Here is a 26020-nt window from a genome sequence, read left to right as displayed (position 1 = left end):
ATGCTTGTTTCCATTTTGGATTTCGTCCTTCATTTCCTATTATCGCCAAAAGGTTGTCGCCATGTAAAGCGGCGTGATGATCGGCTCGGACGTTTCACGCCGCTTTTATCGCCGGAGAATCACTTTCCGATCAACAACAGTCCGTTATCGATCAACTGTGCCTGTTCCCCGTCTTTCTCACGCAGCGCTTCCAACGCGCGGCGAAGATGTGCCTGTTTGTCCGGGAGCAGGCAGCGTTCGTGGAGAATTTCCAGGATTTCCAGACGAATCAGCCAGTCGTCCGGAAACGCCTCGTCTGCTTCCCGCACCACCTCCGCCAGTACGCGCTGCGCCGTCTCAGCCGCGGGGGCCTGTTCGCGAATGTCGCGTACCCGTTGATACAACCGGTGCAGCCGTTTTTGCTCCGCACTGTACACGGGGCGTCTGGCGTTGACGGCTGAGGGCTTGTGCGTGCCGGTGGCAAACGCTTCGCGGTCTGCCGCTCCCGCAAAGACGGAGACGATTTTTTCGCCGACCGCCATGTCGTACGTCCCCCACTCGGCCCGGAACAGCGTTTTTCCCCGGTAGGTGACGGTGCAGTTGTCAAATCCGATCAATACGATCTTTCCGTTTTCCCGTCGAATGTACGCCACCCTGCCGACCACCTGTACACCGGAGGCAAAGGTCAGTGTGGCTGTCCGGTCCGCAACGATCCCGTACACGTCAAGCTGCCCGTCGGTAAACGCCTCCAGCGGGGTGGGTTCTCCGGCAAGCAGGCCGATCGGAGAGCCGAAACCTTCCGCGTGACAGGTCTTGCCGTGACCGGGAAGTTCCTTGCCGCCCACGGCCAGCGCAGTCGGTCCCGCCGTCTTCAGGTAGACCGCTTCGCCCCTGTCGTCAAATTCCAGCTCGCTCAGCACACCGCTCACCTGCAGACCGGAACTGTACACCGACGTGGACGTCTGCGGCATTTTGCTCGCCTTGATCAGGCTCTGTGTGCCGCCGACGGACATGGCCATGGTTTTGGCAAATTCCTGCACGGCTTCGATCAGCTCGTCAAAATCCCTGCAGACGAACAACTGCGGCTGCGGTTTGGTGATGTCGTAATCCGTTTCGATGCACGCCTGGAGGGAAAAGGGAATTTTCCGCACGTCGTCTTTCAGGCAGCTCATGCTCTCCCCCACCGATGACAGCAGGCCGGCGCCGTAAATCTGCGGATTCTCCAGGTCGCCGATCAGCCCGTATTCCACCGTCCACCAGTAGAGGCGGGCAAGCTGGTTGGCCTCGGATACTTCCTGTACCGCCTGCGCTTTTTGCTCCAGTTCCAACTCCGCCGCCCGGATCTCCGCTTCGGTGGAATGGGGATCTTCCTTGACGATTGACAGCAGCCGGATCGCCTCGTACAATTCGTAATCCTCGCGGGAGGAAAGCGCGCGGGAGCCGATTTCACCGAAGCATTTGAGGTAAGAACGATACTTTTCGTCTTTGATGATCGGCGCGTGTCCCGCCGCCTCGTGGATGATGTCGGGCGCCGGCGTGTACGCGATGTGCTCGTACTGGCGGATGTCGCAGGCGATGGGCAGGATGCCGTGCGCCTGGAAGTCAAAAAACGCCACGGCCGGAATAAAGCCGTTGATGGTGACGGCCCCCCAGCCGATTTGGGCCAGGCTTTCGTTCATCTCCCGGATGTTGGGGATGCGCTCCACGCTGATACCGGACGTACGCAGCCCGTCCACGTAAGCGGCGTGGGCCGTCTTGCTGAGAAAGCTGAGATTTTGCCGCATCACGTAACGCCAGACGGCATGGTCGACGGGCGTGTACCGCTCGTAATCCTGTTCCACAACAAACTCTCTGAGATGAACGGGCACCTGCACCAGAGAAAAATCGGATTCCACACGATTCATTCTCACTGCCTCCTCAACAGGGTATACATGAAAACGCTTTCTCCTCTCGCTCTATCATATCACGATCCGGACGAAAATTGTGCAAAAAATGTTTATTGTTCAACTTATCTGGATATACACCTGTTGAAAGGAGGAACCCACGCAAGGCACCCGCCTGCTGTTTTGGCTGACGAATGCCTTGTCCGCTGTTATGCTATTGCTGTCATGCTTTTGCCGCGCTACGAATGGGCTTTTACTTGATAGGTGCGCAGGTCGGAGCGCACCGGGCTGTTCGGGTTGCTGTTCGCATGCGCCCGCTTGAAGGCCTCGCTCTGGGTCCAGTTGAGGAAGTCCTGCTCGCTTGTCCATTTGGTAAAGACGATATACTCGTCTCCCTCTGTCGGCGCCAGGAAGAGAAACTCCAGGAAGCCGGGCACGTTTTTCATGCGTTCGCCGCTCTCGCTGAACGCCTTTTCCAAATGGGCCCGGTAATCGTCCGGGACTTTCAGTCGGTTCATCGATACGTACACGATCGTCACGTCCTTTGCCTGTTGTTTTCTTCCATTATACAGCAAAAGCGGGAAACGAAAAAACCGCAGACACGCTCAATCGCGTCTGCGGTTGATCTGCTGTTCCAGCATGATGTCCATCAGCAGCAAATCCTGCAGCGGGTCCTTGGGATCGGTCGTCAACAGCGCCGAGACTGCCGCCATGGCGCAGCGGACGGCATGATACGAGTAAAAGGCGTCCCGCTCCGCGTCGTTGGACAGCGACAGGTCGGACAAATCCTGAACCGGATAGGGAAAGTCGCTCTCCAGTCCGGCCCTGTCCAGCACGATCAAGGCCTGTTTGATGGCGATCAGCGCAGCGCTGACGCTGATCCCGTATTCCTGGCGCAGTTCGTCCCACACCTGAAACGCTGAGCGCTCCACCCGTTCCTGATTGGGCCGGATGATGATCCCCGTCTTTCGCCCTTCTTTCAGGAGCCAGTCGACAAAGATGTCATGGCGGGGCGGAAACGCATACACCTGCAGTTTCAGCTCCAGCTCCGTGGGAAAGTCTTTGGCGAACCGGGCGTGCGCCAGCGACATTTCGTAACGGCGGGACGGGTGGCCGGGAACCGTGACAAACACCGTCTCCTGACGGATGGCCGCGATCTGCAGTTTGGTCCGCGCCGGAATGCGCGCCTGAGGAGCCTTTTCCCGGCGGATGTTGCCCGGAATCAGTTCGGTGCCGAACTGATGGTACTCCAGCGGCGAATCAATCCAGGGGATCGGCTCGCGGGACTGGATTTCGTAGAGTCCGTTGAAGGTGATCCATTCCCCCGGACGGCGCTGGCTGCGGATCAGCACGGCGTGCCGCTCATCCTCCGGGGCCGTCTCCCCCGTCAGGCCGTCAGCCGCGGGGGACAGCTTCCTGTGTTCGATCAACACGCAATCGGTCAACTGCAGCCTTTCCAAAAGCTCCCGCTTGCTGACCCATTCGTACCCGATGCGGTATATGCGATGTTTCATCTTCTCCACCTCCCTCGCCACTTCGGAGGGCACTGTTTTGTTCGTTACCGTACGTTATGCGGTCAGCTTGGCTGCCCGTTCGCCAAATCTTCCGCGATGCGCTTCAGTTCTCTGGCCGCTTCCGCGGGCGATGGGGCCCGGGTGATCGCGCTGATGACGGCGACGCCATCCGCTCCCGCCGCCAGCACGTCCCGCGCATTGTCCAGCGTGATGCCGCCGATGCCGACGATCGGCAGTCCGCTTCCGACCGCCTCCCGGATGGCCCGCAGTCCCGCGGGTCCAATCGGCTCCCCGGCGTCCGGTTTGGATGCGGTCGCGTACATCGCTCCGACCCCCAGGCAGTCGGCTCCGCCTGCCTGGGCAGCCAATGCTTCCTCCACCGTCCCGGCAGATACGCCTATGTACATGTGCTCGCCGACCAGCTCCCGCACCTGGGCGAGCGGCATGTCGTCCTGCCCGACGTGGACGCCGTCCGCTTCCAGCCTCAAGGCCAATTCCACGTCGTCATTGACGACAAACAGCGCCCCGTACTGCCGGCACAGGGCCTTCATCTCCTGGCCCAGACGGAACCGCTCTTCGTCCGTCAGGCGGCTCCCCTTTTCCCGCAGCTGCAGCGTTCCGACGCCCCCGGCCAGCGCCTCCCGGACAATGGCCAGCGTGCGCTCGGCCGAATAGCCGCAATCCTGCGTGCCCACCACAAAATAGACCTGCATGCTTTTCCGCAAGTGTTCACGGTCTCTCATACCTGACTCTCCTTCCATCGATCCAGCGCCTCCCGGTACGCGCGCGCCGCCGCCGCCGGGTCGCTCGCCGCCGTAATGCCGGACAGCACGGCGACCCCCGCGCAGCCCGCCGCCAGCACCTGACCGGCGTTTTCCGGCGTGACCCCGCCGATGCCGATGACGGGAATCCTCACCTGTGCAGCGATCTCCCGCAGTTCGTCCGTTCCGCGCGGCGCCAGGCCGGGTTTGGACGTACTGGGAAAAACGTGACCGTACAAGAGGTAATCCGCTCCCTCCGCAGCCGCCTGCCGCGCTTCGTCCAGCGAATGAACCGACCTGCCGATCCGCTGCCCCGGCTTCAACACCCGGCGGGCTTCCGACGGAGTCAAGCTGTGGTACGCGAGATGGGCCCCCCTGCACCCGGCCGCCGCCGCCACGTCCACCCGGTCGTTGACCAGAATCCGCTCTCGGGGCATGACCCGGGCCAGCGCTTCCACCCACTCCATGCACTCCCGGGCGGTCCGCTGCTTTTCGCGGATGTGCAGGCAGTCCATCCCGCCCACAAAGGCGGCCTCCGCCACCCTCAGCACCTCATCGAGGGACTGCCTGCCGCTGGTGATGACGTGCAGTTCAGGATGCCGGGGTTCCATATGCCCCTGCCCCTTCTGTCAGCGCCGACAAGCACTCCCGCAGCCAGCCCGCCGTTTTGTCCTCCTGGCCCTCCGGCACGCGGGCCAGCATCTCTCCAACCAGCCGACGGAGCAAAAACGATTGCGGCAGCGTCAGCGGAAACGTGACCGTTTTCGGCTTCGTCTCTCGCCCCTCCAGCTTCTGCACCCCGGCCAACAGGATATCGGCAATGGATTCCACCAGATTTCGCATCGGTTCCTGCTGTTTCATATCGTCGTAGCAGCCGTCGAACAGCCGGCACAAAATCAAAAACGCCTGTGTCGACAGCGTCACCGGCTGTACGTCCTGCATCGGTTCGGTCACGGTCGCTCCCTCCACTTGTTGAGAAACTCCCATTATTATATCACTAGCCGATGCGGCTCCGCCAAGCCCGCAAAATCGCATTCGACACCCGGCTGCGGGTCGTACAGGAGTGAAGTGGGAAAGAGTAAAGACATCCGCGCAAGGAAAAACCGCCGGATTCACCGGCGGTTTCGTGTTTCTCCTACTTGTTTCGATCGTTGTGTTGGGACTGCCGCAGGTTGGTGTTCTGATCGTGCTCATCCAGCGTCTTCCCGCGATTCTTCCCGAGATCCTTGCTGTTGTTGTTCTTGCCCATGCGCCCACCTCCCCTGGATTGTCGTCACTGGTTAGCGTCTCCAGAGGTCCGGGCTTTTATCAGCGCGGCGCGGTCCGGCGGCGAATCAGCGCGTGAACGATCCCAAAGGGGATGCGCCAGCCGAGGAGGAAAACGAGCATGATCCCATACGCGACCGCCGCGAACATCAGGGTGATGGGCGTGCCCAGCCACAGCGAGCGGATGATGAGGCCGATCGGCGCTGCCACCGTCCACGCCGCCACTGTGATCAGGATCAGTCTTCCCGGCCGCTCGTACGCGTTGGGGCGGTAGAGCCTCAGCAGCAGCGCGGCGGCCAGCCAGCCGAGCAAAAACGGAGCAGCCGTTTCCAGAATGCCCGGGGCGTCGGCTGGCAGCCCGTGGGCCCGTTTGCCGTAGTAGGTAAAGAGCAGAAAGGCGGCCAGATCGCCGGCAAACAGCGCGTATCCGGCCGAAGCGTGTATCCGTTTCATGTGAACCCTCATTCCCGTTGCAGTGTCGCACACGCTTATTGTACACACCTTTACGGGACGGCCACAATCGGGATGGCCCGTTATTCACCAAACAGCAACATTTGCAGGTTCTTCTTCACCGCCGGCCACTCCCTGTCGAGGATGCTGAAGTAGACGGAATCGCGGATGTACCCGTCTCGGACAATCATGTGATTGCGCAGCACGCCTTCGCGGACGCCGCCGATGCGCTGGATCGCCCGCTGCGAGTTGAGGTTGCGGGCGTCCGTCTTCAACTGGACGCGGATGCAGCCCAAGGTTTCAAAGCAGTGGCGCAGGAGCAGCCACTTGCACTCCGTATTGACCGGCGTCTTCCACACGGACGGCGTCAGCCAGGTAAAGCCGATCTCCAGCCCCCGGTCCTTGCGGGAGATGTTGAGAAAGCGGGTACTTCCGATCACGTTTTCATCCCGGCGATCCACGATCGCAAACGGCAGCTCGGTTCCCGCCTCCTGCGCCAGCAGCGCCTGGTTCACAAATTGTTCCGCGTCGGCCGGCTGCCGGAACACAACCGACATGTACGTCCAAATCTGCTCGTATCGTCCCGCTTCCCACAAGCCGTCCACATGATGGCGGCCGAGCGGTTCCAGCCGCACCCGCTCCCCTTCCAGCGTGACAGGATCAATCTCCAGCATGACTGCAGCACTCCTCCTTCAACTGTTCTGCTCGCTGAAGCAAACAGAACAGATCTGCGGAATTTTTCCAAGGATAGAGTGCCGGGGGCCGCCTGTCAAGCTGTTTTTTCCAACAGGGGGAAACGGCGCGGGTTACGCTTCTTCGTTGACGACTACCTGACGGCCGCGCAGCTTCAGCAGCATCGGCACGACCAGCCACAACAGCGCGCAGGCGAGAAAGACGGCTGACAGCGGCTTTTGCAGGAAAATCAGATAGTCGCCGTTGGATGTCGTGAGGGCGCGCCGCATGTTGTTTTCGATCATCGGCCCCAATACCAGGCCCAGCACCAATGGCGCAAGCGGGAAATCGTTTTTCGCCAGCAGGTACCCCGCCACCCCGCAGGCGATCAGCAGCATCAGGTCAAACGTGCTGATCTGCACCGCGTAGACGCCGAACACGGAAATCGCGATGATCAGCGGGATCAGGTACTGCGGGGGCGTCTCGATGATTTTGGCAAAGACTTTGACCAGCGGCAGGTTGAGCACCAGCAGCATCACGTTGCCGATGAACATGCTGGCGATCAGCCCCCAGGCCACCTGCGGGTGATCGGAAAAGAGCAGCGGACCGGGCTGAACGTTGTACATCAGAAGCGCTCCCATGAGGATCGCCGTCGTCCCGGAGCCGGGAATCCCGAGTGTGAGCAGCGGAATCATCGCTCCGCCGGACGCCGCGTTGTTGGCCGACTCCGGAGCGGCCACGCCTTCGATCGCCCCTTTGCCGAACCGTTCCGGCTGTCTGCTCACCTTTTTCTCCACGATGTAGGAAAAGAACGACGCCAGCGTCGCGCCCGCGCCCGGCAGGACGCCGATGAAAAAGCCCAGCAGGGACCCCCGCGCGATCGGGGCGGCACTCTGCTTCAAATCGGCTTTGGTCGGCAGGATGCGGTCCACCTTGATCATCTCGGCTTCCGTTCCGTCCGACTCGAGAATGGTCTTGAACACTTCGCCGAGCGCGAACAGCCCGACGGCAATCGTCAGGAATTCCAACCCCTGGTACAGGTCGGGGATGTCGTAGGTAAACCGCGCCACGCCGGACACGTTGTCGATTCCGATCGTCGCCAGCAACAGGCCGAAGACGGTCATGATCATCGCCTTGGTCATCGACTTCCCGCCCAGGCCGCTGACGGCGCACAGCCCCAGAATCATCAGCGAAAAGTATTCGGCCGGGCCGAACGTGAGGGCCACTTCGGACAGCGGCTGCGCCAAAAACACCAGTGCCACCAGCGCCACCAGACCGGCGACGAACGAGCCGATCGCCGCAATCGCCAGGGCCGCTCCCGCGCGTCCCTGCCTCGCCATCTGATAGCCGTCCAGCGTCGTGACGACGGAGGACGATTCACCGGGCGTATTGAGCAGGATCGACGTGGTGGATCCGCCGTACATCGCGCCGTAGTAGACTCCCGCCAGGAGGATCAGCGCACTCGCCGCGGCCTGTTCGGGAGTGAGCCCGTTGGTCAGCGACGCGGTGACCGGCAGCAGCAGCGCCACCCCGCTCATCGGGCCGATGCCGGGCAGCACGCCGACCGCCGTCCCGATCAGCACACCGACAAAGGCGTAGACGAGATTGTGCCACTGCAGGGCGATGGTGAAGCCGTCCGCCAGATACTGCAAAGCCTCCATGCGTTCTCCCTCCCTACAAGCCAAGCCAGGACGGAAATCCTGGCAGTGTTCCTTTCAAGATGTGCACGTAGACAGCATAGACCCCGACAGAAAAGGCGAGCGCGACGGCGGCCGACTTCCACCAACTGGCGCTGCCCATCAGACGGAACCCGGCCAGCAAAAAGAAAAACGTGCTGATGACGTATCCGATCTCTTCGAGGAACCAGGCGTACAAAACGGTGGCCAAAAGCATCAGCAAAAAGCGCTTGTGCCGGAGCGGAACGGCGGACGGGACTGCCCCCCGGTAGCGGAACGTCTCCCAAAACAGGCGAAGACTGAGCAGGATCAGGAGGATGCCCAGCCCCATCGGAAACAGGTTGGGGCCCACTTCGCTGCCGTAAGCGCTGGCAGAAATGTTGCGGCTTTCCGCTACAAACAGCGCCCCGATCAAGGCAAAGAGGATGCTGCTTGCGCGGTCAAATGTCTTGTTCATGGTTACCTCCTCGCGATGAATGACAAACGGAAGACCACAGGAAGGAAAGGGGGCCCCTCTCCCTTACTTCGACATGCCCAGAGAGGTCAGCAGTTCCTTGACCAATTTGTCCTGCGCTTCGAGGAAAGCGGTAAAGCTGGCGGAATCCCGGTATTCGCTCTCCCAGCCGTTGGCGGCCAGCTCTTTTTTCCACGCTTCGCTCTCGGACAGCTCCTTCAATTTGGCATCCCAATAGGCCTTGGCGTCAGCCGGCATCTGGGCCGGGCCAAAGACGCCGCGCCAGATGTTAAATTCCGCGTCAATCCCCTGCTCTTTCAACGTCGGCACGTCCTTCAGATCACCGCCCAGCCGTTCCGGGGACGTGACGCCCAGCACGCGGATTTTGCCCGCTTTCAGGTACTCGCCCACGCTGGATGCGTCTGTCGCGATCATGTCCGCGTTGCCGCCGAGCAGCGCCGCCATCGCTTCGCCGCCGCCGTCGTAGGAGACGTATTTGACCGCTTTCGGATCGATGCCGTATTTGGCTGCCGGCAAAACGGCGATCAGGTGGTCCATCGAGCCGGGTGCCGAGCCGCCCGCCACCGTGACGGCGGACGGGTTTTCCTTGATGGCCGCAAGCAAGCTCTTTACGTCCTGATACGGCGAGTCCGCCTTGACCACGAGAGCTCCGTAGTCCTTGGTCAGCTGCGCCAGCGGCGTGACGTCGCGGAAGCCGAACGGACTGTTGCCCTCCTTTTTGTTGTGGTTGATCAAGATCGGCGGCGAGCTGACAAACAGCCGGTATGCGTTCCCTTTTTCCTTGCTGACGTATTCGGCGAGGAACACCACACCGCCGCCGCCCGGCTTGTTTTCCACCGTGATCGCCTGGCTGACCAGCCTGCTCTCGCCCAGCACCTTGGCGACGGAGCGGGCGGTCTTGTCCCAGCCCCCTCCCGCGCCGGACGGAGCGACGACGATGATCGGCTTGTCCGGATAGCCGGAACCGGCCGAGCCCCCCTGCCCGGAGGCGGAGCTTCCTGTGCCGTTCCCCCCGCCGCACGCGGCGAGCGCCAGGCTCATCACCACGGACAGCGCGATCAGACCCATTCGTTTTTTCATACCGCAGCCCCCTTGTCTAACGTTTTTTGTAAGCGCATTCAACCTGAGATAAACGTAGCACGCCGGGGGGAGGCTGAACAGTTTTTGTTCATAAGAAAGATTTTGGATATTGCGTCCATATTGTTCATAATGTGCACCGCTTGTTTCCCGCATCCGGGAAGACTTCTCACAGCAGCCTGTATTTTCGCTCCGGCCGTCCCACTGTACCGTACACCAGATCGGCCTGCGCCTTCCCTTCCGCCACCAGGTATTCCAGGTAGCGCCGCGCCGTGGTGCGGCTTGTGCCGATCTCCCTGCCCACCTCTTCGGCGGAGAGGCCCGACCTGTCCGCCCGTTTGATGGCGCTGACGACCTTGTCCAGCGTGAGCGCGTCGATTCCCTTGGGGATGAGCGAATCGCGCGGCTTTGCTGTCGCAAGCTGCCGGGTCAGCATCCGGTCGATCTCCTCCTGGTCCACCTCGCCCGCTTCCCGGGTGCGCCAGAAGTGCTCCCGGTAGCTCTCCAGCCGCTCGCGGAAGCGCTCAAACACCAGCGGTTTGACGATGTAGTCGTACACCCCGCCGCGCAGGGCGTGCTGCACCATCTCGATTTCCTTGGCGGCGGTGATCATGATGATGTCCACGTCGCGGTGCTGCTGCCGCATCTGCCAGACCAGTTCGGTCCCCAGCGTGTCCGGCAGATAGACGTCCAAGAGGACCAGGTGCGGCTTGGCACTAGCGATCAGCTCCCTGGCTTCCTCCCCGCTGGTCGCGGTGGCGATGACGTGAAATCCCGCGATCTTTTCCACAAACCGCCGATTAATGTCGATGATGCGAATGTCATCTTCCACGATCAATACCTCAACCGGCTTCATGTGTTCCCCTCCGTTCTTTTGCCAGCGACACCGTAAACAGCGCGCCGCCCCACTCGCTTTTTCCGACCAGGATATAGCCGCCCATCTCTTCGACGATGCCTTTCACCTTGGCCAGCCCGATGCCGCGCCGCTCGCCCGGTTTGGTCGAAAAGCCGTGTTCAAAAATCTTCTCGCGAATCGAGTCGTCCACGCCCGGTCCGGAGTCTTCCACTTCAAACAAAATCTCGCTGCCGGCGTCCGACAGATAGCATTCCACCACGTTGGGGCCGGATCTGCTCTCCCCGACCGCTTCCAAGGCGTTTTGAATCAGGTTGCCCAGCATCACGACCACCTGCTGCCGATTGACGTCGGCCGGCAGTTCCTTCAACCGGCTGTCGCGATTGACGGAAAACTGAATCTTCAGTTCCTTGGCCCGATTGTGCATGCCCAAAAGCAGCGCCCCGATCAGCGGGTCGGGCACCTGCTTGGCGAGGAACAGGACCAGTTCCTGCTCCGCCGAAGTCTCACTCGTGATCAGCTCGATCGCCTCCTGAATCGATCCCAACTGCAGCAGGCCGGAGATTGTATACAGAAGATTGTGAAATTCGTGTGTCTGCGCCCGCAGCACGTCCGCATACCGCCGCGCCTGGGACAGCTCGGACGCCAACTGGTCAATCTCGGATTTGGGGCGGAAGCTGCTGACGACGCCGACCACCCTGCCCATCCACTTGATCGGTACGCGGTTGACGAGGATCTCTTTTCCGGCAATCGTGCTCTCCCGGTCCAATTGATGCTCCCCGGACTCCAACACCTCCGGCATCCGGCTGTCCGGCAGCAGCTCCAGGATCGGCCTGTCCCGCAGCTCCTCGTCCGGGAGGCCCAGGATCTGGATCGCCGCCTTGTTGGCCATCGTCACCCTGCCGTGGCGGTTGATGGCGATGATCCCCTCGCGGACCGATTCCAGCACGGCATTTCGCTCCATGTACAACGAGGCGATCTCCTCCGGCTCCAGGCCGAGGATGGCCCGCTTGAAGTACCGGCTCAGCCAGATCGCACCGGCCGTGCCGAAGAGAACACCGAGGGCGAGGATCAGCAGCACCTTCCGCTGATAGCTGTCGATCGCCGCTTCGATATCCTCCAGCAGAAAACCGACCGAGACGATCCCGATCACGTCTCCCGCGTCGTTATGGATCGGCACTTTTCCCCGCAGGGACGGTCCCAAGCTGCCCACGGCTTTGGAAACGTAAGACTGGCCGTGCAGCAGCGCGGGTTCGTTGTCGCCGCCCACCATTTCCCTGCCGATGCGGTCCGGCAGCGGATGGGCGACGCGTATTCCTTTCCGGTCGCCCACCACGACGAACTCGGCGTCCGTCTGAATGCGCACATTCTCGGCGATCGGCTGGATGATCTGCGTGGGATGGCCGGTGGCAAATGCGCCGCGTACCTGCGGCAGATGGGCCATGATCTTGGCCACGCTCAGAGCGCGTTTTCCCACCTGGTCTTCGATCGATGCGGCAATCATCGAAGAAAACACCGCGCCCATCGCCCCGATAATGACGATGATGACAAGCGTCATCAGCAAAATCATCCGCGTTTGCAGCGTCAGGCGAAATCGTGCCGACATCATGGTTGGTTCACCTCCCGTTCATCTTACCATCTCCCGCAGGAAAAAAGGTAGATTCGCCAGCGCCGTTCGTGTACAGTAGAGAGGGAATTGAAGGGGATGTGGAGGTTACGACAGATGCACGCAAACCTGCGTTCGTTTATGGAACAACTGCGGCGCTCCGGCCAGTTGGTGGAAATCGACGCGCCGGTTGACCCGTATTTGGAATTGGCGGAAATTCACCGCCGCGTAATCGAAGACGGAGGACCTGCTCTTCTGTTTACCAATGTAAAAGGCAAGTCGTTTCCCGTCGTCACCAACCTGTTCGGGACCGTGGAGCGGGTCGACATGGCGTTTGGCCCCAAACCGGAGTCGATCATCCGGGAGCTGGTGCACGGCCTGGACAAGCTCCTGCCGCCCAGGCTGTCGGGATTGTGGGAGCTGCGTTCGCCGCTCATGGGGATCATGCGCACCGGGACCAGGACGGTGCCGCAATCGAAGGCACCGGTCATGGAGCTGTCCACGACCGACGTGGACATGACCCAACTGCCGGCGCTCACGAGCTGGCATCTGGACGGCGGTCCGTTCGTCACCCTGCCGCTCGTCTACACGGAGCATCCCGAGACGAAAGAACACAACCTGGGCATGTACCGCATCCAAATCTACGACAAAAACACGACCGGCATGCACTGGCAGATTCACAAAGGCGGCGGTTTCCACTACCACGAGGCGGAAAAACGGAACCAGCCGCTCCCCGTGACGCTCACGATCGGCGGACCGCCGGCGCTGATCATCTCGGCCATCGCGCCGCTGCCGGAGATGGTGCCGGAACTGGTATTCGCTTCCCTGCTGATGGGTGACAAGCTGAAGCTGGCCGAGGTGCCCAACCATCCGCACCGGATCGTGGCGGAAGCGGAATTCGTTTTCGCCGGGGAAGTCCCGCCGCACGTGCGCCGGCCGGAAGGACCGTTCGGCGACCATTTTGGCTACTATTCCTGGACGCACGACTTTCCCGTCTTCCACGTGAAGCAGATGTGGCGGCGCAAAGACGCGATCTACCCGGCCACGGTCGTCGGCAAGCCGCGGCAGGAGGACTTTTTCATCGGCGAGTACCTGCAGCGGCTGCTGTCCCCGCTCTTCCCGATCGTCATGCCCGGCGTCAAGGCGCTGTGGACATACGGCGAGACCGGTTTCCACGCGTTGGCCGGCGCGATCGTCAGGGAGAGCTACTACAAGGAAGCGATGGCCCACGCCTTCCGCATCCTGGGCGAAGGACAGTTGACCCTGACCAAGTTTTTGATGGTGACGGACGTTCCGTGCGACTTGAGCAACTTCAAGCACTTTTTGGAAATCGTCCTCGCCCGCTTCCAGCCGGAGCGCGACCTGTTGATCGTCAACGACACGTCCAACGACACGCTCGACTACACGGGGCGCAAGTTCAACCACGGCTCCAAGGGGGTTATGCTCGGCATCGGCGATCCGGTGCGGGAGCTGCCGCGCGAGTACCGCGGCGAAGGCATCCCCGGCATCGCCAAGATCGAATCGTTCTGCCCGGGCTGCCTGGTCATTTCCGGCCCCGGCTTTGAAGAGCGTCCGGAACTGGGCGAAGATCTCCTGCCCTACGCAAACGAGCATCTGCGCGACTGGCCGATGATATGCATCGTGGATGACGCGTCCATCGCCGAGAGCCAAAGCCGCTTCCTCTGGACCGTCTTTACCCGCTTCGACCCGGCGCACGATCTGTACGCCCGTTCGACGATTGTCCGCAACAAGATCCGTTACGAGGGACCGCTCGTCGTCGACGCCCGGATGAAGCCGTTCTATCCCGATGAAGTGGAGACCCGTCCCGACATCGCCGCTCTGGTGGACCGCCGCTGGAAGGAATATTTCCCCAAATAAACGACTGCGTTCGACAACAACAATCGAGCCCGGAACAGCGCGTTCCGGGCTTTCTTTCTGTCCGAAAATTCTGTAATTAGCAGCCGGACGGCCCAATATAATGTAGCATCCCGCGCCCGAGACAACCGTTTTGGCTTGTCCGCGCGCGGCATTCTTCACAAAAGGAGGGATTGCGATGAAGACACAGGTTGAGTCAGACGGCATCGTCACGCTGACGAAAGATGGCGAAAAACAGATCCGGAACAGTCCGCTGTACAACGACGGCCTCCGTCCCACGAACCGGGAGGAACACAACTGGACCACCTACAACTTCGCCAGTCTCTGGATCGGCATGGCGATCTGTCTGCCCACCTATGCGATGGCAGCCGGACTCATCTCGCTCGGCATGAACTGGTGGCAGGCCATTCTGACGATCATTCTCGGCAATTGTATCGTCCTCATTCCCATTTTGCTCAACTCTCACGCCGGAACGAAATTCGGCATACCGTACCCGGTCTACGCCCGTCTCTGGTTCGGCTCCAAAGGGGCTCACATCCCCGCCGTGGCCCGCGGGTTGATCGGCGCGGGATGGTTCGGCATCAACTGCTGGTTCGGCGGGACCGCCATCGACACACTGCTGCAGTCGTTGGGCGGCTGGGGCAGCATTCCCGGCCACACCTGGATCGCCTTTTTCGGCTTCTGGGCGCTGAACGTCTGGATCTCCTACCGCGGGCCGGAGGCGATCAGGCGGATGGAGTTCTGGGCCGCGCCCACGCTGATCATCATGGGCCTGGCGCTGCTCGTCTGGGCGGTCACCAAGGCGGGCGGCTGGGGACCGATGCTCTCCGCTCCGTCCAAACTCACCACCACCGCCGATTTCCTGAAGGTGTTTTTCCCCGCCTTGACGGGCGCCATCGCCTTCTGGTCGACCATGGCGCTGAACATCCCGGACTTCTGCCGCTACGCCAAGAGCCAGAAAGCGCAGGTGATCGGACAGTCCGTCGCCCTGCCAACCACCATGGGCGGCTTTTCGTTCATCGGGGTGGCCGTCGCCTCCGCCACAGTGGTCATCTACGGGGAAGCCATCTGGGACCCGGCGGCGGTGCTCGCCAAATTCTCCCCGCTGGCGATCTTTTTGGGAACGCTGGGGATTATTTTGGCGACGCTGACGACAAACGTGGCGGCCAACGTCGTGGCACCGGCCCGCGCCGTGGAAAATCTGGCGCCCCGCCGGATGTCGTTTGGCGCCGGGGCGATCATCACCGGAGTCGTCGCCCTGCTGATGCAGCCGTGGTACATCCTGGAGAACTTCGGCAACTACATCTTCCTCTGGCTGGGGACGTACGGCGCCCTGCTCGGTCCCATCGACGGGATCGCCATCGCCGATTACTGGCTGGTGCGCAAACGGCGCATCCATCTGACCGAACTGTACCGGCCGGACGGCATGTACGCGTACGAGAGCGGCTACAACATGCGGGCCATCTGGGCCCTGCTGATCGGCATCGCCGTGCCGTTTGTCTGCAAGCAGATCCCCGGCCTGACCATTGTCTGGGACAACGCCTGGACCTGTGGGCTGTTGATCTCCCTCATTGTCTACACCTGGTTGATGAAGGACAACCCGAGCCTGATGAGCGCGGCGGACTACGAGAACATCACCGCCCGAAGCGCCGGACAGCTAGCTTCCTGAGCGGGGCCCGCGAAAAAAGACTGGCAGAACCAAGCGTTCTGCCAGTCTTTCGCTTTTTTCGATCACATGCGGAAACGGCTGATTGTCTGCTGCAACTGATGGGACAGACGGTTCAGATTTTCGCTCGAACGGGCGATTTCCTGCATGGAGGCGAGCTGCTCCTCGGAGTTGGCCGCCGCGCCCTGGGTGTGGACGGCCGCTTCCTGCGCCAGACGGTTCATTTCGTCCATGGACGAGGCGACCTGCTGGATACCGGCCGTCATCTGCTCGGTTGCCGCCGAGACCTCCTGAATCTGCTCGGCGACCGCCTGCGCCGCGCTGACGATGCGCTGAAACGCCAGGCCCGCTTCCCGGACCGCCACGCTGCCCGCCTCCGTCTCCGCCGTCCCCTGGTTCATCGCGGCCATCACCTGGCCGGTCTCAAGCTGAATATCCCCGATGAGGCGGGCGATCTCCTGCGCCGACTCCTCGGACTGCTCCGCCAGCTTGCGTACCTCATCGGCGACGACGGCAAATCCTCTGCCTTGTTCGCCCGCCCGCGCCGCTTCGATCGCCGCGTTCAGGGCAAGCAGGTTGGTCTGCGACGCAATGCCGGTGATCACCTGGACGATTTCGCCGATCGCTTCCGAGCGAACCCCCAGCAGCGTCACCATCTCGGCGGCGCGATTCACCGCCTCTTGAACGGCAGACATTTGTTCCACAGCCTTGATGATGTATTCGTTGCCCTGTTCCGCTTCCTGCGCCGCCCGCACCGAAGACTCGGAGACGGTGCCGGCAGTCGTGGCGATCCGCTGGATGGCGGTCCCCAATTCCTCCATGACCCGCACGCTCTCCGCCGTCCGCTGCGTCTGCACCTCGGAGCCGGTCGCGATTTCCTGGATGGCGGCGGCTGCCTGTTCGGCCGCCTTGGCCGTCTGATCGGCGCTGGACGTCAGCTGCTCGGACGAAGCCGCCACCTGCTCGCCCGCCAGCTTCACTTCGCCGATCAGCGAGCGAAGCTGGACGACCAGCTTGTTGAAGGCCTGTCCCAGCGTTCCCACCTCGTCCTTGCCGTCGAAGTCGACCGGCTCCACGGTCAAATCGCCCCCGGCCAGCTCATCCAGTTTGGACGCCACTTTCTTCAGCGGATCGGCGATCATCCGGGCGATCACGTACCCGATGGACAGCGCCAGTACGAGGGCCGCCCCGATGGTGATGATCAGCGTCATCTCCGCCGCCCGGGCATCCAGCGCATTTTGGAGGTGAATGTCTTCGGCCGTCTGCGAGTTGTAATCCGCCCACGACTTCAATTCCTGGTTGATGCCGTCCAGCGTGGCTTCCGTCGCGCGAAAATAGTTGTACGCCTCGTCCCGGTTGCCTTCTTCAATCAACTGGATGACCCGTGTGCGGTCGCTCTGGTACTTTTCGTTCAGGTCCTTCAGCGTCTGGACAAACACAGTTTCCCGCTCGTCCAGACTGCTTTGTTCCAACTGCGTCAGAAGCTGGTTGGAATCCCCGATCCGCGTCTCGATCTGCTGTTTGATCTCGGTCAGCTTCGTGGGACTGGTCTCCAGCATCATCTTGTACACGTTGGCTTCAATCGCCCGGGTTTGGGCGCGCAAATCATTGATCCACTTGATCGGCAGCAGTTGATCCTGATACATCGCTCCCATCCGCATTTCCGCTTTCTTCAGGTGCCAGTACCCGGTTCCCCCGACGATCAACAGAAACGTGACCATCAGCATGACCAGATTGAACAGTTTTGTCCGTGTGCTCAGATTGCGAAGCAGCTTCATGTGTTTGGCCATCCCCTTTTACCCTGGTAGAATTGTACGAATGATGTGAAAAAAATGCGCCAGAAGTCCTGCCGAAGAAGACGGTCTTCTGAAAAAAATGTCGGTTGTTGTCTAATTCTACCAAAAGAAGATGGACAAGTCGATACTTTTGGACTATTCTGGTATGTCAAACACCGTCAAGAGCGAGATGCGGCCGATCTGCTCGTGCGGTTTGTAACAGACAAAATAGGTCAGCTCCCGGCTGATGCGGTAGCGGATCCCGGCAAAGCCCCGATCCAGCAGATAGGCCCGGATCTCGTCGCCGGTCCACTCCAGCCACTCCTCATGACGTTTCGCTGCCGACAGACGCGTCAACTGCTCCGGCGTATGACGCCAGCGCAGGGCGTCCGCCCGCAGCTCGTTCTCCCCGTACCGCTCGTCCAGCGCCGCCAGTCCGTCCAGTTCCAATTCCTGGGCCAGGACGGCGGCCTGATCCCAGGTGGTTTCCGCGTGACAGATCGCGTACTGTGCGGCAATCTTCGGGTTGCTGACCAGGTAGACGCCGGAGCCGAACACCGCTTTCGCGCTGGCGCCGTTGACAAACCTGCGCCGTTCCTCCCGTTCGTAACGCTGTGCCGCCACCACGCGCAGCGCTTCCTTGTACTCCACCCCGCGATAGACAATCTGCTTCATGCACGCCTCTCCTTACCTGTTCGATCATGATGACGCCACCGGCAGAAGGAAACACCCTACCCGGCGGGTCTGACGCGATTCGTCCGGCGGCGTCTTGCGCCTGGCCGGACGTACGGCCGACGGAGCCGGGCAGGGCGTGCAGGCCTGCCTGTCAGCGCCTGCAGCGCCGCCCTGCCGTCCGTTTTGTCCGCGTTACGGAAGCAGTTTGACCATGTCCTCGTACGTCTCCGGTCTTCGGTCGCGATAAAACTGCCAGGTGTTGCGCACTTGGTGAATCACGTGTTTGTCCATCTCGGCGATGACCACTTCGTCCTGGTCGCGGCTTCCGATGGCGACAAATTGGCCGCGCGGATCGACGAGGTAGGACTGTCCGTAAAACTCGCCCATGTTCCACGGCGCCTCCACCCCCACCCGGTTGATCGCCGCCACGTAGTATCCGTTGGCGACGGCGTGGGCGGGCTGTTCCAGCTTCCAGAGGTACTCGGAGAGGCCGGCCACCGTCGCCGACGGGTTGAAGACGATCTCCGCGCCGTTTAAGCCGAGCAGCCGCGCCCCTTCGGGAAAATGGCGGTCGTAGCAGATGTAGACGCCCACCTTGGCAAACGCCGTGTCAAACACCGGGTAACCCAGGTTGCCCGGTTTGAAGTAGTACTTTTCCCAGAACCCGCAGCCGTTGCCGCCCGCTGCCACGTGCGGGATGTGCTGCTTGCGGTATTTGCCGAGGTACGTCCCGTCCGCGTCGATCACCGCCGCCGTGTTGTAGTAGGTCCCGATGCCCACCTGTTCGTACACGGGCAGAATGATCACCGCCCCCAGCTCGCGTGCCAGCGACCGGAAGAGCTGCGTCGTCGGGCCGTCCGGCACTTCTTCGGCCGCCTCGTACCACTTGGTGTTTTGTTCGGCGCAGAAATACGGGCCGTAGAAGATTTCCTGCAGGCAGATGATCCGGGCTCCCTTTGCCGCCGCTTCGCGGACCATCCGCACGTGTTTTTCAATCGCCTTTTCCTTGTGGACGTGCACCGGTTCGTCCCCGTGCACGTCGTTTTTCGCCTGGATCAGACCGATCGTCACCTTGTTTCCCATGCCGTCTTCCCCCTTCCCGTTACGGCCGTTCAAACGCGGCGCGCTTGATGAACTGCCCTGCGCCCGCCAGGCCGACAAACTGCTTGTTTCGGACGACAAACGCTCCCCGCGACAGGACGGAGACGACCTCGCCGTATACCTCCATGCCTTCAAACGGGTTGTAATCGACGTTCATGTGGTGGGTCTGCGCGGAGAGCGTCCGTTTGACGCGCGGGTCGAAGATGACGACGTCCGCATCGGAGCCCACCGCGATGGTGCCTTTTCTCGGAAACATCCCGAACAGTTTGGCCGCCTTCGTCGAGCAGACGTCGACGAACTGGTTCAGGCTGATCCGCCCCTGACGGACGCCCTCGGAATAGAGGATGGCCAAACGATCCTCGATCAGCGGTCCGCCGTTGGGAATTCGGGTAAAGTCGTCTTTGCCCAGCTCTTTTTGGCCGAAAAAGTTGAACGCGCAGTGGTCCGAGCCAACCGTCTGCAGAATGCCGTTTTTCAGCGCGTTCCACAGCACGTCCTGGTTCCACTTTTCGCGCAGCGGCGGCGACCAGACGTATTTGGCCCCTTCAAAGTCGGGCTTCTCAAGGGCGGTGATGTCGAGCGCGAGATACTGCGGGCAGGTCTCGCCGTAGACGTTGAGTCCACGTTCCCGCGCTTCCGCGATCCGCTGCACGGCCGCCGCGCAGGAGACGTGGACGACGTACAGTTGGGCATCGGCCAAGGCGGTCAGCGCGATGGCCCGCCCGGTCGCTTCCCCTTCCGCTTCCGGCGGCCTGGTCAGGGCGTGGTAGATGGGGGCGGTATTCCCCTCCGCCAGCGCCTTCTTCGTCAGGTAGTCCAGCACGTCCCCGTTCTCCGCGTGCACCTGCACCAGCGCCCCCAGCTCCCTGGCGCGCACGAGCGTCTTGAACAGCGTCTCGTCGTCCGCCTGAAACACGTTTTTATAGGCCATAAACACTTTCAGCGAGGTGATGCCCTCGGTCGAAACCACGCTCTCCAGTTCATCCAGCACCTGGTCGTTCGCCTCGGCGATCATCAGGTGAAACCCGTAGTCGATGACGGCCTTGCCGCGCGCTTTTTCGTGCCAGGTGGCGATGGCCGAGCGAAGCGTCTCCCCTTTTTTCGTCAGGCAGAAGTCGATGATGCTGGTCGTGCCCCCGAACGCGGCCGCCTTGGTGCCGGTAAAAAAGTCGTCCGCCGTCACGGTCCCGCCGAACGGCATGTCGAGATGCGTGTGCGGATCGATCCCCCCCGGCAGGACATAACAGCCGGCGGCGTCAATTTCCTCCGCGCCGTCTGCTCGCAGTTCACTGCCGATGGCCGTGATCCGTTCCCCTTCAATCAAGACGTCCGCCCGGTAGGTGTCGGCGGCTGTCACCACGGTGCCGCCGCGAATCACTTTTTTCATGCGCGCTTCCTCCCTTTCCCGCTCCATTGGCGTATGGGCACCAACGGCCCGTGCCCCCGTCAGTACAAGCTATGCGAAACGGCCTCCCCACATGACTTACTCGCAGCCGGTGCCGCAGTTCCCTTGGGCGGCCAGAGCGGCCTGCCGCTGGTTCCAGGTAAGCGGCGGCTGTCCCGTCGGCACCTCCACCATTTCGATCGTCCCCTCCACCGGACAGACGATCGAACAGAGGTTGCAGCCGACGCAGTCCTCCTCCCTGACGACCAGCCGCTCCCTGCCGGACGCTTCGTCCCGGACGATGTCGATGCACTGGTGGGAGGTGTCCTCGCAGGCGATGTGGCACTTGTTGCAGTTGATGCACGTCTCTTCGTGGATGCGGGCGACCACTTTGTAGTTGAGGTTGAGATTGCCCCAGTCGGAGTAGGTGTGGACCGCTTTGCCGACGATGTCCATGACCGACTTGATGCCGCGCTGGTCGAGGTAGTTGTTCAGTCCGTCGATCATGTCCTCGACGATGCGGAATCCGTGGTGCATCGCCGCCGTGCACACCTGTACGCCCGTCGCCCCCATCAGCAGAAACTCGACGGCGTCGCGCCAGGTGGAGATTCCGCCGATGCCGGAGATCGGGACGCCCACCTTCGGATCGCGGGCGCACTCCGCCACCATGTTGAGGGCGATCGGCTTCACGGCCGGCCCGCAGTATCCGCCGTGCGCGCCTTTGCCGTCCACGTGCGGGATCGGCAGCCACCTGTCCAGATCGACGCCGATCAGGCTGTTGATCGTGTTGATCATGCTGACGGCGTCCGCTCCGCCTGCCACCGCCGCCCGGGCGGTAAAGCGGATGTCGGTGATATTGGGCGTCAGCTTGACGATGACGGGGGTCTGCGCCACTTCCTTTACCCATTCCACCTGCTGGATGATCAGGTCGGGGTGCTGGCCGACCGCCGAGCCCATGCCCCGCTCCGCCATCCCGTGCGGACAGCCGAAGTTCAGCTCCAGTCCGTCCACGCCGACGGCCTCCACCTTTTTCACGATCTCGTGCCAGGCATCCCGCTTGTGCTCCACCATCAGCGACGCGATCAGCGCGTGTTTGGGAAACTTCTTTTTCGTCTCCTCGATCTCTTTCAGATTCACGTCGAGCGGACGATCCGTAATCAGCTCGATGTTGTTGAAGCCGATCACCCGCTGTCCGCCGACGTGCAGGCCGGCAAACCGGGAGGTGACGTTGACGATCGGCTCGCCCAACGTCTTCCACACCGCTCCGCCCCAGCCCGCTTCAAACGCCCGCTGGACCTGGTAGCCGGAGTTGGTCGGCGGCGCCGATGCCAGCCAAAACGGATTGGGGGATGAAATGCCCGCCAGGTTGATGCTGAGATCTGCCATGGTACTTCGCCTCCTTTTCTCCCTGCTTCACACCGGCTGCGCCTGTCCGCTCAGCGCGGCGTGGATGGCGTACGCGGCCCGCTTGCCGTGATTGGCGGCATCGACCACCATCGCATCCGTCCTGCCGCCTCCGAAGATCACGTCTCCGGCGGCGTACACGCGCGGATCGGACGTGCGGTAGGTGCCTTCCTCCACCTGGACGATCCCGTTCCGGTGCGCCAGCCCGAACGCTTCGATCAGCGGCAGGTGACGCTCCTGACCGATCGCCTTGACCACGTAGTCCGTCCGGATGACGAACTGGCTGCCGGGAACCGGCACGGGCCGCTTCCGCCCCTTTTCGTCCGGCTCGCCCAGCTCCATTCGCATCAGCTCCAGCCCGGTCACCCGGCCGTTTTCGCCCAGAATGCGGGTGGGGGCCACCAGCCAGCGGAATTCCACGCCCTCCTGCTTGGCGAACTCGTATTCAAACGGGTAACAGGTCATCTCCTGCTCCGTCCGCCGGTAGAGAATCCGGACGTTCGCGGCGCCCAGCCGCTTCGAACAGGTGGCCGCGTCGATCGCCGTGTTGCCCGCGCCGATCACCACCACGTTTTTGCCGATCATCGCGTCCGTGAGCGGCCTGGTTTTCGTCTCCTCCACCAGGGAGATGGCGTCCAGCACGCCGTCCAGATCCTCCCCTTCGATGTGGAGCGGGGGGACCGCTCCCATGCCGACGGCGAGCAGGACCGAATCAAACTGCCGCAGGAGCTCCTCGGGCTGTACGTCCACGCCCACCCGGGTGTTGGTGACGAACGTCACGCCCATGGCCGCGATCTGTTCCGCCTCCCAGAGCGCAATCTCCTGGGGGAGCCGAAACGAGACGATGCCGTAGGTGTTGAGGCCGCCCGCTTTTGCCTTCGCCTCGAAAACGGTTACCTCATAACCCAACCGAGCCAGTTCCCGGGCCGCCGACAGCCCTGCCGGCCCCGCGCCGACAACGGCCACCCGCTTGCCGTTTTTCTCTCCGGCCCGAAACAGCACCGCCCCGTTTTTGATCGCCCAGTCAGTGGCGTGACGCTGCAGGAGACCGATCATGATCGGACGGGACGCGTGATTCAACACACAGGCGCCCTCGCACAGCTCTTCGGTGGGACAGACGCGGGCGCAGCTCGCGCCCACCGGATTGGCTTCCATGATCGTTCGGGCCGATCCGTACAAATTGCCGGTCGCGATCTTTTTGATAAAGGACGGAATGTCGATCGAGGTGGGACAGGCCTTGATACAGGGGGCGTCGTAGCAGTACAGGCAGCGGTTGGCTTCGTCGACGGCTTCTTTCGGCTTCAGCGCCGGGACCACTTCCCGGAAATGGTGTTCCAGCCCCGCTCGCGCAGCCGCTGGTTCGCGATGGACGCGCATCTTCCAACAACCTCCTCACACGTTTTCCAACTGGCAGGTGCCTGCTATTAATCAATGTGGAGAACAGCGGTTTTATGATGGTTTCATCGCGGTTTCCGGTAGCTTGCCACTGAAATCAAATCAACCCGGATGGCATGAATGGTTTCATCGGCGAATACGCTGTTACCAAAACGGGGAAAGGAGGCAGCGGGCATGAAGGATTACGACCTTCTGATCGCCCGGCTCCGCCGCCAGATCGAAGAGGCGACCGAACGATTGCAGCAGGTGGAGGCGGAGCGGGCCGCCTACGAAGAACAGCGCCGCCGACGCAGCGCGTACCTGTCCTCGCGGGAAATCCTCGATCTGCTGGCCGCCCGGCACGGACGGACGGGCAGCATGGCGTCGATCAAACGCTGGGCGGATGAAGGACACCTCGGTGCCGTCATCGACGAGCGGGAAGCCTTCCCCCTGCTCACCGGGAAGCAGGGCAACAAGCGGTTTCTCTACCCGCGGGAGGACGTATTCCGCTTTTTGTACCAAAAGGGGCTGTTAACCCCGGCGTACGACGTGCTGGACCGCGTCCGGATCACGCGGGGAACGCGGCAGGAATGGGCGGTGGTCATCTCGGCGGAGCTGGCGGTCGATTGTTTTCGCTATCATGTACAGGTGGAAGGCAGCGGCGAAGTGGTGGTCGGGATCCCGGAAACGGAGCTGCACCCGCCGGAACGTCCCGCGGCCCCCCTGCCCGTCCCGTAAGGAGGAGCTATGGAACTGGCTGTCGTCACGCTGGCCAACACGCTGGAAAATCAGGAGCGCTCGCGGCAAATCCGCGATTTTCACAAAAAAAAGGGGCAGCCCCTCGCCATCCGGTTCAGCGAGGAACTGACCCATATCGTTTTGGAAGCGCCGTGCCTGTATCTGCCCGACCGGAAGCTGCTCGGCGCCGATGCGGTGGTGGACGGCAGCGTCCGGCAGTGCTCCGGCCATTACGAGATCCACCCCCGCAGCAAGGGCAAAACCATCAATCTGCACCTTGATTCCGAACTGGCGGCGGAGCTGGAGCAAATCCGCGCCCGCGTCGGCAGCAAGACACAGCACGACGTGATTCTCGACATGTTTGTCCGCGGGATGAGGGCGTATCTGGCCGAGCAGGACGGAGATCGCGGCGAACACGGCTAGGGTTATTTGTACTCTCCCTTAAGGTACTGGTAAAACGGCTGATCCACCCAGAATTGGTAGGTGGCAATCTGGACGGACGGGTTGATTTTCTTCAGCCCTGCGATTACCTGTGCCGACTGTTCGTTCAAGGAGAACGTCTGGGCCAGGAAGCGGCCGTCTTTCAGCACGTGGTTGGTGATCACCGGATAATCCTCCAGCTTCGTCAGCGAATAGTAGAGCGGCTGCCACCAGGAACCTTTCAACAGGCCGGTCACGTCCTCCTGATTGCGTTTGGCGTATCGGAAAATGAGCGGCTGGAAGCGCTGTTTCTCCTCGACGCTGGCAAATTCGAAGCTCAGGTCGTACTCTTTGGCGTATGCGATGTGGTTGCCGTTGTCGATCGGCACCACCCGGTAATCCTCCGTCTGGACCGGTTCTCCCCACTCTTTCCGATAGACGAAGGCAGACGTTTTCGGCTCCAGCTGGACCTTGGCCTGAATGCCCTCGCTGCGCAGGAGGCCGATGAGCTGGATGGCGTGAACGATGTCGCTGTGGCCGTAGGTGATAGTCCGCTCCGGATCAAAATGGGGATCAAACCGCGTGTCCTTCAGGTTGTAGCCGGTGATCAGGTTTTGCTTGAGGCCTTCGTCCACTACTTTTTGCAGGTCTTCCGCCCGGATGATCTGCGATTCGTTCCAGGCCTGAACCAGTTTGCCAACGATGTCGTCATCGCTCAGATACCCGAGAGCGTTCTGGGTTTGACCGTGAAACTCGGCCACTTTGCCGAGGAGCTGATACGCCAGATCCGCCGTCGTGGCGGCGTCCGCTGTTACGCCCGCCAGCGCGGCGGGTGCAACCAGTCCGCTGTCGAACGCGGCCGCCAGTTCCTGCGCCGCCTGATGCGGGACGACGCCGTTTTTCGTGTAGGTCCACCCCGCCTTCTTCCAGGCAGCGGCCACTTTTTCCTCGGAATAGGTATAGGCCAGTTCCTTCAGTTCGGCCGCCTTCACCGCCGCGCTGAGGGCTTCCCAGACAGGCAGTTTGCCGGAGACGGCGGTGCCTTGTGGAAACAGCGACGGGATCGACGGGGGTGTTTCCGTCAGAATGGAAGCTGTTCCTAAAATCTTACCAAGAGCGGCGGCGAACTGATCGCGCGTGACGGCGCCGGACAGCTTGACGCCGTACCGTTTTTCTATGTAAGCGGCCCACTCTCCGGAAGCGGCCTTGGCCGGTGTCGATTGGACGACTGCGGCGGCCGGTTGGACGGCGGGATCGGCCCATGCGGCCGACGGAATGCCGATCGCGGCGAGCAGGGCGGCCGATGCCGCCACATGAATCAGGTTGCGAGACTTGTACATGGCAGATCCTCCCTTGCGCGTAATGAAATAACCGATAATTCCTACTTGTATACTTC

24 protein-coding genes are annotated in these 26020 nt (G+C 61.7%); 4 read left to right on the top strand and 20 right to left on the bottom strand.

The features are described 5' to 3' along the window. Positions 1-119: 119 nt before the first annotated feature. The 13 genes from A6764_RS11765 to A6764_RS11705 all read right to left on the bottom strand — a co-directional run bounded on the left by A6764_RS11765 (position 120) and on the right by A6764_RS11705 (position 12215). Positions 120-1883, bottom strand: coding sequence for an aromatic amino acid hydroxylase (locus tag A6764_RS11765; RefSeq protein WP_065066441.1), 1764 nt, complete (start codon positions 1881-1883; stop codon positions 120-122). 218 nt (positions 1884-2101) lie between these two features. Further along, complete coding sequence (locus A6764_RS11760) at positions 2102-2392, bottom strand: antibiotic biosynthesis monooxygenase family protein (protein WP_029099134.1); 291 nt, start codon at positions 2390-2392, stop codon at positions 2102-2104. A gap of 75 nt (positions 2393-2467) precedes the next feature. Next, entirely contained in the window at positions 2468-3376 is a 909-nt protein-coding gene (locus tag A6764_RS11755) for a hypothetical protein (protein ID WP_029099133.1), read from the bottom strand. A gap of 62 nt (positions 3377-3438) precedes the next feature. Beyond that, positions 3439-4119: a thiamine phosphate synthase gene (thiE, locus tag A6764_RS11750; protein WP_065066442.1), complete on the bottom strand. Its 681-nt coding sequence runs from the start codon at positions 4117-4119 to the stop codon at positions 3439-3441. Then, on the bottom strand, positions 4116-4748 hold the full coding sequence (gene thiE, locus A6764_RS11745; RefSeq protein WP_264622239.1) for a thiamine phosphate synthase: 633 nt from the start codon (positions 4746-4748) through the stop codon (positions 4116-4118). The genes thiE (A6764_RS11750) and thiE (A6764_RS11745) overlap by 4 nt, the downstream gene beginning before the upstream one ends. After that, positions 4729-5091: a hypothetical protein gene (locus A6764_RS11740; RefSeq protein WP_029099130.1), complete on the bottom strand. Its 363-nt coding sequence runs from the start codon at positions 5089-5091 to the stop codon at positions 4729-4731. Before A6764_RS11740 ends, thiE (A6764_RS11745) begins: the two co-directional genes overlap by 20 nt. Before the next feature lie 354 nt (positions 5092-5445). After that, positions 5446-5856 carry a DUF3054 domain-containing protein gene (locus tag A6764_RS11735; protein WP_065066445.1) on the bottom strand — a complete coding sequence of 137 codons (411 nt, stop codon included), beginning with the start codon at positions 5854-5856 and terminating at the stop codon, positions 5446-5448. Positions 5857-5936: 80 nt separating this feature from the next. Further along, entirely contained in the window at positions 5937-6527 is a 591-nt protein-coding gene (locus A6764_RS11730; RefSeq protein ID WP_029099128.1) for a GNAT family N-acetyltransferase, read from the bottom strand. A gap of 132 nt (positions 6528-6659) precedes the next feature. Further along, positions 6660-8186, bottom strand: coding sequence for a tripartite tricarboxylate transporter permease (locus tag A6764_RS11725; RefSeq protein ID WP_065066446.1), 1527 nt, complete (start codon positions 8184-8186; stop codon positions 6660-6662). A gap of 13 nt (positions 8187-8199) precedes the next feature. Continuing rightward, positions 8200-8658, bottom strand: coding sequence for a tripartite tricarboxylate transporter TctB family protein (locus A6764_RS11720; RefSeq protein ID WP_065066447.1), 459 nt, complete (start codon positions 8656-8658; stop codon positions 8200-8202). Between the two features lie 63 nt (positions 8659-8721). Continuing rightward, positions 8722-9756: a tripartite tricarboxylate transporter substrate binding protein gene (locus tag A6764_RS11715; protein ID WP_029099125.1), complete on the bottom strand. Its 1035-nt coding sequence runs from the start codon at positions 9754-9756 to the stop codon at positions 8722-8724. Positions 9757-9922: 166 nt separating this feature from the next. Beyond that, positions 9923-10609 (bottom strand): response regulator, encoded by a 687-nt coding sequence (locus A6764_RS11710; protein ID WP_065066448.1) that lies wholly within the window; start codon positions 10607-10609, stop codon positions 9923-9925. Continuing rightward, complete coding sequence (locus tag A6764_RS11705; RefSeq protein WP_065066449.1) at positions 10596-12215, bottom strand: ATP-binding protein; 1620 nt, start codon at positions 12213-12215, stop codon at positions 10596-10598. The genes A6764_RS11710 and A6764_RS11705 overlap by 14 nt, the downstream gene beginning before the upstream one ends. 114 nt (positions 12216-12329) lie before the next feature. Between A6764_RS11705 and A6764_RS11700 the strand changes: the two genes are divergently transcribed. Beyond that, positions 12330-14090, top strand: a complete 1761-nt coding sequence (locus tag A6764_RS11700; protein ID WP_065066450.1) for a menaquinone biosynthesis decarboxylase — start codon at positions 12330-12332, stop codon at positions 14088-14090. A gap of 175 nt (positions 14091-14265) precedes the next feature. Then, complete coding sequence (locus tag A6764_RS11695) at positions 14266-15756, top strand: NCS1 family nucleobase:cation symporter-1 (RefSeq protein WP_065066451.1); 1491 nt, start codon at positions 14266-14268, stop codon at positions 15754-15756. Between the two features lie 62 nt (positions 15757-15818). On the opposite strand, the gene A6764_RS11690 is transcribed toward A6764_RS11695, so the two are convergent. From A6764_RS11690 to A6764_RS11665, 6 genes are all read right to left on the bottom strand, one after another. After that, a complete protein-coding gene (locus tag A6764_RS11690; RefSeq protein ID WP_264622238.1) occupies positions 15819-17543 on the bottom strand; it encodes a methyl-accepting chemotaxis protein in 1725 nt (574 codons plus the stop codon). 141 nt (positions 17544-17684) lie between these two features. Continuing rightward, positions 17685-18203: a hypothetical protein gene (locus A6764_RS11685; protein WP_065066452.1), complete on the bottom strand. Its 519-nt coding sequence runs from the start codon at positions 18201-18203 to the stop codon at positions 17685-17687. Positions 18204-18395: 192 nt separating this feature from the next. Further along, complete coding sequence (locus A6764_RS11680) at positions 18396-19286, bottom strand: nitrilase-related carbon-nitrogen hydrolase (RefSeq protein WP_065066453.1); 891 nt, start codon at positions 19284-19286, stop codon at positions 18396-18398. 19 nt (positions 19287-19305) lie between these two features. After that, positions 19306-20691, bottom strand: a complete 1386-nt coding sequence (gene hydA, locus A6764_RS11675) for a dihydropyrimidinase (RefSeq protein WP_029099117.1) — start codon at positions 20689-20691, stop codon at positions 19306-19308. A 96-nt stretch (positions 20692-20787) separates the two neighbouring features. After that, positions 20788-22074, bottom strand: a complete 1287-nt coding sequence (preA, locus tag A6764_RS11670) for an NAD-dependent dihydropyrimidine dehydrogenase subunit PreA (protein ID WP_264622237.1) — start codon at positions 22072-22074, stop codon at positions 20788-20790. Between the two features lie 27 nt (positions 22075-22101). Continuing rightward, positions 22102-23469, bottom strand: a complete 1368-nt coding sequence (locus A6764_RS11665; RefSeq protein WP_065066454.1) for an NAD(P)-dependent oxidoreductase — start codon at positions 23467-23469, stop codon at positions 22102-22104. Positions 23470-23661: 192 nt separating this feature from the next. On the opposite strand from A6764_RS11665, the gene A6764_RS11660 reads away from it, so the two are divergent. Together A6764_RS11660 and A6764_RS11655 are read left to right on the top strand one after the other, a co-directional pair. Next, positions 23662-24204 carry a hypothetical protein gene (locus A6764_RS11660; RefSeq protein WP_051967907.1) on the top strand — a complete coding sequence of 181 codons (543 nt, stop codon included), beginning with the start codon at positions 23662-23664 and terminating at the stop codon, positions 24202-24204. 9 nt (positions 24205-24213) lie between these two features. Continuing rightward, positions 24214-24627, top strand: a complete 414-nt coding sequence (locus A6764_RS11655) for a hypothetical protein (RefSeq protein ID WP_044898070.1) — start codon at positions 24214-24216, stop codon at positions 24625-24627. 2 nt (positions 24628-24629) lie between these two features. Here A6764_RS11655 and A6764_RS11650 read toward each other — a convergent pair whose 3' ends face one another. Further along, a complete protein-coding gene (locus A6764_RS11650; RefSeq protein WP_264622236.1) occupies positions 24630-25964 on the bottom strand; it encodes a hypothetical protein in 1335 nt (444 codons plus the stop codon). Between the last annotated feature and the right edge of the window lie 56 nt (positions 25965-26020).

It is taken from the genome of Brevibacillus sp. WF146, assembly GCF_001673705.2.
Classification (GTDB): domain Bacteria; phylum Bacillota; class Bacilli; order Brevibacillales; family Brevibacillaceae; genus Brevibacillus; species Brevibacillus thermoruber.
The sequence above is the reverse complement of the archived record's forward strand: the minus strand, read 5'-3'. Positions and strand labels throughout refer to the sequence as shown.